This window comes from Campylobacter concisus (genome assembly GCF_003049065.1).
Classification (GTDB): Bacteria; Campylobacterota; Campylobacteria; order Campylobacterales; family Campylobacteraceae; genus Campylobacter_A; species Campylobacter_A concisus_BE.
In genome coordinates, this window is the sequence record NZ_PISC01000004.1 from 168,486 (window position 1) to 180,922 (window position 12,437).

The 12,437-nt window shown below is 42.2% G+C and carries 12 protein-coding genes; 3 read left to right on the forward strand and 9 right to left on the reverse strand.

What is annotated here, in order from left to right; all coding sequences use genetic code 11:
* Window positions 1-6: 6 nt before the first annotated feature.
* Window positions 7-714, reverse strand: a complete 708-nt coding sequence (locus tag CVS81_RS05090; RefSeq protein WP_012001036.1) for a flagellar basal body rod modification protein — start codon at window positions 712-714, stop codon at window positions 7-9.
* Between the two features lie 8 nt (window positions 715-722).
* The gene (locus CVS81_RS05095) at window positions 723-2,123 is read right to left on the reverse strand and encodes a flagellar hook-length control protein FliK (RefSeq protein ID WP_107965294.1); all 1,401 of its coding nucleotides are present in this window, start codon (window positions 2,121-2,123) and stop codon (window positions 723-725) included.
* A 161-nt stretch (window positions 2,124-2,284) separates the two neighbouring features.
* On the opposite strand from CVS81_RS05095, the gene typA reads away from it, so the two are divergent.
* A complete protein-coding gene (gene typA, locus CVS81_RS05100) occupies window positions 2,285-4,087 on the forward strand; it encodes a translational GTPase TypA (protein WP_004317297.1) in 1,803 nt (600 codons plus the stop codon).
* 903 nt (window positions 4,088-4,990) lie between these two features.
* Here typA and CVS81_RS05105 read toward each other — a convergent pair.
* Genes CVS81_RS05105 through CVS81_RS05130 form a run of 6 tightly spaced genes read right to left on the reverse strand, consistent with a single transcriptional unit; the run spans window position 4,991 to window position 9,420 of the window.
* Window positions 4,991-5,413, reverse strand: coding sequence for a Sua5 YciO YrdC YwlC family protein (locus tag CVS81_RS05105; RefSeq protein WP_107965295.1), 423 nt, complete (start codon window positions 5,411-5,413; stop codon window positions 4,991-4,993).
* Window positions 5,391-6,293 (reverse strand): DMT family transporter, encoded by a 903-nt coding sequence (locus CVS81_RS05110; RefSeq protein WP_107965296.1) that lies wholly within the window; start codon window positions 6,291-6,293, stop codon window positions 5,391-5,393. The genes CVS81_RS05105 and CVS81_RS05110 overlap by 23 nt, the downstream gene beginning before the upstream one ends.
* A gap of 5 nt (window positions 6,294-6,298) precedes the next feature.
* Window positions 6,299-6,976, reverse strand: coding sequence for a DUF799 domain-containing protein (locus tag CVS81_RS05115; RefSeq protein WP_107965297.1), 678 nt, complete (start codon window positions 6,974-6,976; stop codon window positions 6,299-6,301).
* Complete coding sequence (locus tag CVS81_RS05120) at window positions 6,966-7,370, reverse strand: DUF4810 domain-containing protein (protein WP_107965298.1); 405 nt, start codon at window positions 7,368-7,370, stop codon at window positions 6,966-6,968. Before CVS81_RS05120 ends, CVS81_RS05115 begins: the two co-directional genes overlap by 11 nt.
* On the reverse strand, window positions 7,355-8,023 hold the full coding sequence (locus CVS81_RS05125; RefSeq protein WP_107965299.1) for a CsgG/HfaB family protein: 669 nt from the start codon (window positions 8,021-8,023) through the stop codon (window positions 7,355-7,357). The genes CVS81_RS05120 and CVS81_RS05125 overlap by 16 nt, the downstream gene beginning before the upstream one ends.
* A 44-nt stretch (window positions 8,024-8,067) precedes the next feature.
* Window positions 8,068-9,420: an MATE family efflux transporter gene (locus tag CVS81_RS05130; protein WP_107965300.1), complete on the reverse strand. Its 1,353-nt coding sequence runs from the start codon at window positions 9,418-9,420 to the stop codon at window positions 8,068-8,070.
* Window positions 9,421-9,572: 152 nt separating this feature from the next.
* On the opposite strand from CVS81_RS05130, the gene CVS81_RS05135 reads away from it, so the two are divergent.
* Both CVS81_RS05135 and CVS81_RS05140 read left to right on the forward strand, forming a co-directional pair.
* On the forward strand, window positions 9,573-10,352 hold the full coding sequence (locus CVS81_RS05135) for an acyl-CoA dehydratase activase (protein ID WP_107965301.1): 780 nt from the start codon (window positions 9,573-9,575) through the stop codon (window positions 10,350-10,352).
* Complete coding sequence (locus CVS81_RS05140; protein ID WP_107965302.1) at window positions 10,339-11,496, forward strand: double-cubane-cluster-containing anaerobic reductase; 1,158 nt, start codon at window positions 10,339-10,341, stop codon at window positions 11,494-11,496. The genes CVS81_RS05135 and CVS81_RS05140 overlap by 14 nt, the downstream gene beginning before the upstream one ends.
* A gap of 201 nt (window positions 11,497-11,697) precedes the next feature.
* Here CVS81_RS05140 and CVS81_RS05145 read toward each other — a convergent pair whose 3' ends face one another.
* Complete coding sequence (locus CVS81_RS05145) at window positions 11,698-12,360, reverse strand: hypothetical protein (protein ID WP_107965303.1); 663 nt, start codon at window positions 12,358-12,360, stop codon at window positions 11,698-11,700.
* Between the last annotated feature and the right edge of the window lie 77 nt (window positions 12,361-12,437).

The window sequence follows — 12,437 nt, forward strand, 5'->3', positions numbered from 1 at the left end:
TGGCTTTTAGCCCTCGTAATATTCAGATACTTTATCCATTGAAACGTATTCGCCAGCTACCTTCATCATAGCCTTGCCATCTACAAATTTCACCGCCTCGACTGGGTAGTTGCCTACTTGTGTTTTATACTCTTTGCCGTCTTTGCCAGTGTAAGTCGCTGAGATAGTATATGAGCCATTTGGCACTTGGTTGCCAGATGCGTCTTTGCCGTCCCAAGCTAGGTTATGAACGCCTGCATTTGTCTCATTTAGATCAGTTGTTCTTACGACTTGACCATTTGCATTTTTGACCTCGATTTTGCCATTTGCAAGGTCTGTCTTAAAGTAAAGCGCAAATTTTGCATCTTTTTTCTCATCTGTTAGTGTGACTGCATTTGAGCCAGTTGAGACCATCTTGCCAAGGGCTGAGATAGCGTAGGCATTTGCGTTTGATTTTAGCTGATTTACTAGCTCTTTCATCGCTTTGTTTGTATTTTCTTGCATCTCGACTGACGCTAGCTGGCTAGTTTGCGTTAGCATCTTTTCAGTATCCATAGGGCTTGTTGGGTCTTGGTGCTGAAGCTCGGTTAAAAGTAGCTTCATAAATGCATCTTTGTCAAGCTGTGAATTTGGGTTTGTGCCTGTGCCTTTTGCCGCATCTATTCTAGAGTTAGCCTTTTTCTCGGCATTTTTTTGTTGCGTTGTTTGTGTAGTTATATCTGAAACTGAAGCCATAATCTCTCCTAAATATATCTTGGTATTACTAGCTCAAGCAAGCTTTGTTCCGCTTGAGCGTTTTCGCTCTCGTCGCTTTGATTTGAGCTGTATTTGTTCTTTGCTTGTTCTCTTTTTTCTTGTCTTTGGTTTTGGTCTGAGAAATTCATCTCAAGTTCGGTAAATCCCATATTTACAAGGCTGTTTTTAAACTCAGCTTGGTTTTGTAAAAAGAGGTTCATCGTAGCTGTTGTTGAGCTAAAATTTACATGCAAATTATTGCCGCGATTTACCATAGTGATCTCGACCTCGCCTAAATTTAGCGGATTGAGCGTGATGTTAAAGCGAGTGATCGGCGCTTTGTAGTTTTGCACCTGCTCTTTTAGTGTAGAAGAGAAGTTGCTAAGCGTCTCTTTTATCTCTGCCTTTGTTTGAAGCTGGTGTTTAGCGCTGTTTGCGATGTCTTTTACTATTTGATTTAGCTCTGATTTATTATCGCTGCTAAAGGTCTCCTCGCTTGGCTCAGCCTCGCTCATCTGCTCTCTTTCTGGAAAGAGTAGCGACTCAAGAGTTGGGGCTTTTTGCGCCTTTTGCTCGTGTAAATTTACCTTTGCTTTTGGCTCTTTTGGCTGCTCCTCTGGCTCAACATCCACTATCTCATCATCAAGCTTTACTTCATTATCATCTAGCTTTTTAGGCTCTTCTTTGACTAAATTTTTAACCTCGCTGGTTGGATTTGCCACCACCTCTTTTAGCAAAGTATCAAGCTTTACGACCTCTTTTGGCTCATTTTTGATGATAGTTTGCTCGACCTCGTTTTTTAGCTCTTTTAGGTAAAAAGGCTTATCCTCGGTCTTTATCGGTGTGAAAAATTCTTGCTTGCCTAAATTTTTAAACATCTCGTTTAGTTTTGGCACATCTTCATTTGAAATTTCTATATTTTCAAGGCCAAGGTCAAATTTCTTAGCAAGGTCGATAAGATCGCTAACGCTTTTAACGTTGCTAAGCTCTTCGACGTTTTGGGGCACACTTAAGAAATTTGCTATTTTGTCGCTGAAATTTGGAAATTTACTTACTTTTTCATTGCCGTTTAGAATTTCTAAAACTTGCAAAAGCTGCATGAAATTTGCATTTTCATAGAGCTCATTTTTTGTATCTTCGTCCAAATTTTCTTCAAGTGCGGCTGAAATTTTTGCCACGCTTTCGTTTTGCGCCTTTTCTATCGTCTCTTTTTGGATATCAACAGTTTTTACTATCTCTTTGACATCCTTTTCGGTGATCTTTTGACCGCTGTTTGCCTTGCTCGCAGCCGCATCCAAAACCATCGACAAAAACTCGCCGTTGTTTTGAGACTTCTTCGCAGCTGTAGGCTTTTTAGTAGCCGCAGGAGCTAGCAAATCTACGTTGTTTTTCGCTGTGTAAGCTTGCATTTAATCCCTTTAAATTTAAAAACTTAACGCTTACATGCAAAATCTATTCCAAAAATTAATTTCTTGATATCAGCTTAAAATTTATAAAAATTTGGCTATAATCTGCCCCTATTTTAAAACTGATAAAGCGAAAAATATCAAACTAATAAACGGAGAAACATTTGGAAAAGATACGAAATATAGCCGTTATCGCGCACGTCGACCACGGTAAAACAACAATGGTTGATGAGCTTTTGAAGCAGTCAGGAACATTTAACGAGCATCAAAACCTTGGCGAGCGTGTAATGGATAGCAACGACATCGAAAGAGAGCGTGGCATCACGATCCTTTCTAAAAACACTGCCATTCGCTACAAAGATACAAAGATCAACATCATCGACACCCCAGGCCACGCCGACTTTGGTGGCGAGGTAGAGCGTGTTCTTAAGATGGTTGATGGCGTTTTACTACTTGTTGATGCGCAGGAAGGCGTTATGCCACAAACTAAATTTGTCGTCAAAAAGGCGCTCTCACTTGGACTTCGCCCAATCGTCGTCGTAAATAAGATAGATAAGCCTGCAGGCGATCCAGACCGCGTTATAAATGAAATTTTTGACCTTTTTGTCGCACTTGATGCAAATGACGAGCAGCTAGAATTTCCAGTCGTTTATGCAGCTGCTAAAAATGGCTACGCAAAGCTAAAACTAAGCGATGAAAACAAAGATATGCAGCCACTTTTCGAGACTATCCTAGCTCACGTACCAGCTCCAAGTGGCAGCGACGAGAACCCACTTCAGCTTCAAGTTTTCACGCTTGATTATGACAATTACGTCGGCAAGATCGGCATCGCGAGGATTTTTAACGGCAAGATAGCTAAAAATCAAAACGTCATGCTTGCAAAAGCTGATGGCACAAAGACAACTGGTAGAATTTCAAAGCTTATCGGCTTTATGGGACTTGATAGGATCGATATAAACGAGGCTGGCACTGGCGATATCGTAGCGATCGCTGGCTTTGACGCGCTTGATGTTGGCGATAGCGTCGTTGATCCAAACAACCCACATCCGCTTGATCCGCTCCATATCGAAGAACCAACCCTTAGCGTTGTATTTTCTGTAAATGATGGCCCACTAGCAGGCACTGAGGGCAAACACGTCACATCAAACAAGATCGATGAGCGCCTTGCAAACGAGATGAAGACAAATATCGCGATGAAGTATGAAAACATCGGCGAGGGCAAATTTAAAGTAAGCGGTCGTGGCGAGCTTCAGATCACCATCTTGGCTGAAAATATGCGCCGCGAGGGCTATGAGTTTTTACTTGGCAGACCTGAGGTTATCGTAAAAGAGATAAACGGCGTAAAATGCGAGCCATACGAGCTTTTAGTGATCGATGCGCCTGATGATACGACAGGCACAGTCATAGAAAAACTAGGCAAAAGAAAGGCTGAAATGGTCTCTATGAACCCAACAGGCGACGGCCAAACAAGGATCGAATTTGAGATCCCAGCGCGCGGACTTATCGGCTTTAGAAGCCAGTTTTTGACTGATACAAAAGGCGAGGGCGTTATGAACCACAGCTTTTTGGAGTTTAGACCACTAAGCGGTACCGTCGAGCACAGAACAAACGGCGCGCTAGTTTCTATGGAAAACGGCGTAACGCTTGCTTATTCGCTATTTAACTTGCAAGATCGTGGTGTGCTATTTCTTGATCCGCAAGCAAAAGTCTATGTGGGCATGATCATCGGCGAGCACAGCCGTCCAAACGACCTTGATGTAAATCCTATCAAGGGCAAAAACCTAACAAACGTGCGTGCCAGCGGCAGTGACGATGCGATCAAGCTTGTGCCACCTAGAAAGCTAAGCCTTGAGCGCGCGTTAGAGTGGATCGAGGATGACGAGCTAGTTGAGGTTACACCTATAAATATCCGCGTTCGCAAGCGCTATCTAGACCCAACAGAGCGCAAAAGAAAAGCAAAACTATAATCCAAATTTGCTAGCAAAATCCCTTTGGTGCCAGCCAAAGGGCTAGCAAGTGAAATTTAATCTCCAAAACCAAATTTAATAATCTAATTTGTAAATTTATCTGTTTGTGCCAAATGGTGCTGGCTAAATTTAGTCAAATTTGGGTTTTAACTGCTGTAAATTTATAAAGAATATTTTTGGTTTTTTAGATTAATGGGCTTTTGATGCTTTAAATTTGTAAATTTATGCTTGGTAAGTAAATTTGTCTGATCTGATGTCGTTACGAGAAATTTATAGAGTAGTTTGCATTTTACAAAGACTATTTTGCCCGTGAAAAAGCAACTAGCTGTGGTGACTGAATTTGCTTTTTTTTAATTTGCAAAATGGTTAAATTTAGGTTTTGAGAGCTGACAAATTTACTCACTTGGCTATCTCTGTATCCAAATTTTAGTAGTGGCTAAAATTTTAAATTTGTGGCTTGATTGAATTTGCTTGCGTGATTGTAGTGGCGTTGTCATGAATAGCTACTTTACCCGCACAAATGAGCTAAATTTAATGAAATTTAGTCCTTTCTTGCTCTAAATTTGTAAATTTATGCGAGTTGGCAGAGCTTGAATGACTTAAATTTGGTCTTAGTGGGCAGCTTTAGATATTGGCGCAAATTTATATCAGCCAGTGCTTGGCTAAAGCATCTGGCAGACTTTAAATTTCAAAATGTAGTCTGGAGCGAGGTGCATAGTAATAGATAGGCTAAATTTAGTTTGGATACTTGTAAATTTATCTAATTAGTAGATTAAATTTAGACCTTGTCTAAAAAACTAGCTTTTAAAACCGCTCTTGCAGGCTGTGAAATTTAGCAAATTTATCATCTCAAACCACAACAAAGCTACCTAAATTTATAAAAAGTGCAGGGGGCAAATTTAACTAGCGGATCTTTTTTAGTTTTGACTTTGAAATTTTATAAATTTTTGACGGCCTATCTTCAAAAAATCGTTCATCAACAACTTCATCGGCCACGCTTCTAGCCCAAACTTCGTCAAATTTCATACCATTTTTGTTTGCGCTGCTTGAGTAAAGCCAGTCAAATTTGCTTAAGAATTTCTCATGTTCGCACTCTTTTACGACCCTGATCGCCTTTAAATTTGGATATAAAAATGTCGTCTTTCTCGAGCGACGGATGAAATTTTTATACTTTTTTGGAGCTCTAGCAAGCCCGTTTAAAACGCTAAATTTAGCCGTCGTGATGAGGCAAGGTTTGCCTTCACTTCGCATTTTGGCGTGGTTTATCTCTTTGTAGTCTTTGCTTAAAAAGCCAGCAGTCGTGTCAGTTTGCGCTAGGTATATCATCTCTCTTCTTTGAAAGTAAAAATATGCATGATATGATGAGAGCAAAGCCTAAAAAGTCCCAAAAGACAAATTTCGTCCCAAGCCAAAAGTAGCCAAAAAAGGCCGCACTTAGTGGCTCTATACAGGCTATCATGCTGGCTTTTGAGGCGCCTATGAGCTTAACTCCAGTCATATAAAAGCTAAATGCAAATATCGTGCCAAGCGTGATGACGGCGAGAAATGCTAGCCACTGCGCCGTGCCACTAAGCCCTGCAAACTCCCACACTCTCATATAAAGGCAAAGCACCACGCCACCTATCACCATGCCCCAGCCAAGCGTGAGCGTGACTGAGTATTTGGCATTTAGCCTTGCGGGAGCTAGGTTATAAACGCAGACGCAAACAGCACTTACTAAGCACCAAAATAGCGCTTCTGGCGAGATGACAAGGGCTGAAATTTGCGCATGAGTAGCAAGAAAAAAGACGCCAAGCATCGCGCAAAATAGAGCTAAAATTTCAAGCGGTTTTGGTGCTCGCCTCTCTTTTAGGCAGATGACGGCTAGGATGAGGACTGGAGCGGTGTATTGAATGACGGTCGCAACTGCGGCGTTTGAGAGCTCGATAGAGTAAAAGTAGGCATACTGCGTCATCATTAGCCCAAGCAGAGCATACGTGAGAAGCTCGGCCATCAGTTTTACGTCAGTAACTGGCGCAAAAACGGCCTTTGGAGCCTTAAAGGCGTAGTAGAGCACGATAAAAGCACCAGCTAGCAAGAGCCTATAAGGCACTAGAAAATCAGCGCTAATGCCTTGCGAGAAGAGATACTGCCCGCAAACTCCGCTAAATCCCCAAAGAACGCCACCAACTAGCGTAAGAAGCACTCCTAGTTGATGGCTGGACATTAAATTTATCTATCTTTATGTAGTTGGGCGTCTTTGCCGTAGTGAGGCGAATATGGCCCATAAAGTATGCAATCATGGCAGTTTCTAGAAAAGAGGTAAGCATCAGCCCTTACTGCTAAGTCGTATGATCTATCTGAGATGGTGTTTGCCACCTGCGTGATGACGGCTGAGACTAGCATGCCAAGCAGGCTGTTTTGCCCATTACCGCTATCCTCTGCAGCTGCTGCCTCGCCCTGCCAGAGCGTCGCGCCACTTTTTATATCGACTAGCTTTGCTTCAAGCACTACCTTTGTAGAACTTGAGACCACGACGTAGCTTGTGCCGTAGTCTTTTATGTTTATATAAAGCACGCTATCGGCGTGGAAAATTTTATCAAGCTTGTTTAGTGGCACCGCTGCGATCTCGCTTGGCTCGGTTATGCCATTTTGCTTAAATGTATCATTTACAAGAGCCACTGGAAATACATAGTATCCAGCCTCGCTAAGTGGAGCTACTGAGTTAGCCAAAACCGCTGCTGAGCCAGCAACCTCGGTGCTATCGTTTGTTGGCATGAGCACTAGGATGGAGCGTGGCTTTTTTTGTAAAAAGGCTGAGTAGTCGTATGGCTCAGGCTCTTTGAAAGAACAACCCGCAAAAAACAGCGCAAGAAGCGTCACAGCTATAAATTTCAGGCTATTTTTCATCTTTCGCTCCCTCTTTTTTGCTCTGCTTTTTTGGGGTTAAATTTTTAGAGCCCTTGATGAAATTTATAAATTCTCTTGACTCTGGGAAATTTTGCACCTCTTTGTCAAAATTTGCATTTGCAGCGCCTAAATTTCCGTTATTTAAGTATAAAAGTCCAAGGTGCGCGTATAGCCCAGGGGCAACCTTATAGCCCCTTTGAGTTGAGTTTTGCACTAAATTTTCTAAGCGTGAAATTTGCTCAGTTGCATCGCCATCTTCGCTTAGATAGCTATATAGCGAGCTACTATATGTGCCGTCCCAGTAGTAAAGCGACCTTGGGCCACTTGTGTTGCTGCACCCTACTAGCACGAGCGCAAGAGCGCCAAGGCAGGCAAGCTTTATTTTACTTGCCATGCTCCGCTTTCTATGCCATTTACTAGGTTATTTACCGCTTCAACTATCGCTAGGCTTAGCACCTTGCCATTTAGCGTAGAGTCGTATCCTGCGGTGCCACCAAAGCCGATGATCTCTCTGTTTGAAAGGGTATATTCGCCAGCGCCACTAACCGAATAGACGACCTCAGCCGTTTTGGTATCGACAACGTTTAAATTTACCTTTGAGTAGGCAGTTTGCTTTTTGCCTTTGCCAAGTATGCCAAATAGCTGGTGATCGCCTGTTGTCTTACGTCCAAATTCGGTCACATCGCCAGTTATGACGTATCTTGAGCCTTTTAAATTTTGAGCCTCTTTGCTTAGCTCGCTCTCTTGTTTGAGGACTGACATATTTGATCTCTCAAGCACCGAAAATCTACCGCTTTGCTGTAAATTTGTAATTAGGATGCTTTGAGCTTGGTTGCCAAGTCTATCCTCTCCGTCACTAAAAACGCCATTACCGTAGTTTGATTGATTATTAAAGCGGCCAATAGAAACTGAGACTTTTTTGCCGTTATAAACTGAGCCGTAGCTTGCTACTTTTGGAGTTTCTACCACTCTTGAGCTCTCACTTGCGCACCCTGTAAAAAGCGCTGCGATCACTAGAGCTGCACTAAATTTTAAAACATTTTTCATCTTTATCCTTTGTGACAAAATCGTGTGTATATTACTACTTTTTTTTAAATGGCTCGAAATTTCATCCACGTGCCATTTGCGTATCTGCGCACAAAGAGTACCGCCTTTACCGCCCAGTCGGCAAACATCGCAAACCAAGTGCCTATCATGCCAAGATTAAAGGTGAGCGCAAAGATATAAGCTAGCACGATCCTGCAGGCAAACATGCAGGCTAAATTTACTATCATCGGGTATTTTGCGTCCCCAGCAGCTCGAAAAACGGTCGGATAGGTGTAGGCAAGCGGCCAGATAAGGCACATCGCGATGCCGTGATACCAGACGATCTGCCTTGTTAAATTTATGGCCTCGCTTGAGAGATTATAAACGCGAAGTAGCGGCTCAAGAAGCAGTAACACGACAGCCGTGCTAAAAAGCTGCACGATGTAGATGCTTAGCATTGATTTTCTTACGTAAAATTTAGCCTGATTAAAGTCATTTGCGCCGATACATCTAGCCACTACTACGCTTAGGCCTGTGCCTATCGCCATGCCAGGGAGTACCTGAAACATCACGATCGTCCCGCCCACGGCATTTGCAGCGATGCTTGCCGTGCCAAAGAGCGAAACAAGGCTCAAAACGATGATGCGACCCACGTAAAACATCGAATTTTCAAAGCCATAAGGCACGCCGATATTTAAAATTTTCTTGATGATCTCGTAGTCAAATTTATAGATAAGGCTCTTTCTTATGTGAAGTTTTAGCTTTATATCAAGTAGCAGATAGACGATGACAAAGCAAGCGATAGCTCTTGCTATGAGCGTGCTAATGGCGATACCAAGCACCCCTGTGTGAAATGTGTAGATGCTAATGGCAGTTAGCAGCACATTTAGTAAATTTGCAGCCGCCATGATATACATAGGTAGCTTTGCGTTTGACATCGTGCGAAAGATCGCCGCAGCTGCTGCATAGAGGGCTAAAAAGGGCGCTGAAATGGCGGAGAAAACGAGATAGTGGCTAGCATCATGCCTCACTTGCTCGCCGATATCGCCAAAGACTTTATCTAAGATGAGATCTTTTAAAACTATGATGGCAAGGGCTATAAAGATGGCAAAAATTAGACTAAACCAAACTAGCTGATCGGCGGTATTTCTGGCGCTACCACTTTGTTTGCTACCTAGATACTGGCTAGCGACCACCGAGCCACCAGTGGCTATGGCAGTAAAAATGCTAATAAATAGCGCCATGACAAACTCCACAAGGCTTACCGCACTCACCGCACTTTCGCTAACGCTTGCTGCCATTAGCGAGTTTGCAAGGCCTAGGCTATACTCTAAAAACTGCTCTACGGCGATAGGGAAAAAGAGCCTTGCAAGGTCGGCATTTGAGAAAAATCTCTGCTCGTTTGTCAAATTTTTCAAATTTCATCCCCTTTGTAAAGTGTGGGTAAATTATAAATTTTAAAAGGTGAAAAGGCTATAAATTTTTGGGTCTTATTTATTGACAAATTTGTCTTAAAGTGAGTAAAATCACGCCAGTTCTAAGTTTTAGAAAGACCTTTTTTGGATACAAAATGCACTCAATCGGTATTGATATAGGCTCAACATCTGCAAAGGTTGCCGTCATAGAGGCAAGTAGCGGCGAGATAAAGGAGCTCTTTTTACTCCCAACTGGCTGGAGCAGCGCAGATACGGCCATGCTTATAAAAGAGCGAATTCTAGCTTTAGACCTTGGCGAGCTATATTTTACTGCGACAGGTTACGGCAGAGTTTCGGTGCCATACGCTGATAAAACCCTTACAGAGATCACCTGTCACGCGCTAGGGGCGCACTACTTTTGCAAAAGCGACTGCACAGTTATAGACGTGGGCGGACAAGATACGAAGGCTATCAAGCTTGAAAATGGCTCGGTTACTGACTTTACGATGAATGATAAATGTTCAGCCGGCACTGGTAAATTTCTTGAAGTGATGTCAAACCGCCTTGGAGTTAGGTTTGATGAGCTTACGCGCCTTGCTAAAAATAGCGACAAAGATATATCTATAAGCTCGATGTGCACGGTCTTTGCGGAGTCTGAGATCATAAGTCTCATTGCTCAAAATATCTCACGAGAAAACATCGCAAAAGCGGTGATCGTCTCAGCTATAAATAAAATTTCAAATTTGGTCAAAAAACAGGCAAATACGAGCTATTTCTTAAGCGGTGGCTTTAGTAAGAGCGAGTATGTGAGAGAAAATTTAGAAGTGTGCTTGCAAGCTAAAGTCAGCACGCACGAAGATGCGATCTACTGCGGTGCGATAGGCGCTAGCCTTGCAGGGATAAGAAATTTAAGGAGAGAAAATGGCGATAAATGAGAGTATGAGTTTGAGCGAAATTTTCGCTACCTATGATGGCGCTAAGAAAAATTTAGCCCAAAATGTTGAAGCAGTCAAAAATAGCGGCCAAAAGATCGCTGCTATCTTTTGCACCTACACGCCAAGAGAGATCATCCACGCAGCAAACGCTTATAGCGTCAGTGTCTGCGCAACTGGCGATAACGCGGTCGTTGAGGGCGAAAAGTATCTGCCTAAAAACCTCTGTCCGCTCATAAAGGCAAGCTACGGCTTTGCAAAAGCAAACAAATGCCCATTTGTGCGAAACTCTGATATCGTTATCGGCGAGACGACGTGCGACGGCAAGAAGAAGATGTATGAGCTTATGGGCGAATTTAAAGATGTGCACGTCATGCATTTGCCGCATTTCAAGAGCCAAAAGAGCCTAGAGCTTTGGCAAGATGAGGTTAGGGAGTTAAAGGAGCGACTGGAGGCTAAATTTGACGTGAAAGTGAGCGACGAGGAGCTTAGAAACTCTATTAGGCTATTTAACAAAGAGCGCGAGCTAATGGGCGAAATACAAAATTTCATGAAGCTAACGCCGCCACCGATGAATGGCAAAGAGCTGCACGCACTGCTATATGGAAATGGCTTTATATTTGATAAAAAGGAGCAGATAAGCGACCTTGAGATCATCGTAAATAAGCTAAAAGAGTGTGTGAGGGACAAAATTTCACCCGTGCATAAGGACGCCAAACGCATCATCATCACAGGCTGTCCAAGTGGCGGGGTCTATGACAAGATCGTGCCAGCTATAGAAGAGGCAGGCGGCGTCGTGGTAGCTTACGAAAACTGCACTGGTACTAAAAATTTTAGCAACCTTGTCGATGAAAATGACGATCCAATTAGCGCCATCGCAAAGCGCTACATGGCGATACCTTGCTCGATCATGTCGCCAAATAAAGAGAGAGAAAAGGTGCTACAAGAGATGATAAAAGAGTACAAGGCGGACGGCGTGATCGACGTTGTGCTTCAAGCCTGTCACACCTACAACGTAGAAACTGCCAATATAAAAAGGGCGTGCAACGATGTGGATACGCCTTATATGGCGCTTGAGACGGACTTTTCTACAAGCGACGCTGGGCAGATCAAGACAAGGCTCGAGGCATTTATAGAGATGCTTTAGGATAAATTTGGCGTCTAGATTTTTTGAGGGGAGCGCTAAATTTAAAAAGCAGGGGGGATTAAATTTAGCTTTAAATTTAAAATAGCTGACTTGAAAATGGCAAAATTTACTAAATTTACAAGTCAGCTAAAGTGAAATTACAACTTAAAAATAGATATTTTTAAAAAATATGCAGGAATTTATCCTGCATATTTAAGTAGCTTAATTGATTAAAAGCTTCCACGCAGAGGCATCTTTATAAATATATCTCATGTGTTGATAGTCATAAAGAACAGAATTCCACTTTTCATCACCATTTTTCATTTTATCGTTATATTCTTTAGTCTTTTCTCTATCGCCTAAGTTTTTATACATGTCACGTAGATCCCTACATATATAGGCACTTTTTAGTTCATTGCAACCATATTCAAGCATTTTTACATCTGCTTTTGACTCAGAAAGTGCTTTTGCATAGTCAGAATAAATAGATTTAGTATCTCCATCTTTCTTTGCAAAATAAACTATTTTCCATTTTATCAAATCAAGAGCTGGTATATTGCAAGCTGGAGCGAATTTTTTGTCATAACAATATTCTGGTACTGTTTTTTCATAAAAATTTGTTACTTTCTTAATGTCTTTACTAGCTAAAGCTTCTAGTTTGTCTAGCCAAATGCAACCCAGATCATTGCCCTGATCAAGGCACCAATATTTTGCATCATCAATTCGCAGATCTTTGTCCGAGAAAGAACTTAATGACATTAGCTCTTTCTCCCCACTATAATCATAATTTGGTTTCTCTTTACTACTTCCTCCAAAGCCCCAAGCATATACGCTACTTGTGGCCAACACGCTGGCTAAGACTGAAGCTAAAATTTGCTTTTTCATCTTGATATCTCCTTTTTGATTTAAAAAGGCATTCTACCCCCCCCCGTACTTAAAATAAATTTTAAAAGGGTGCAGAC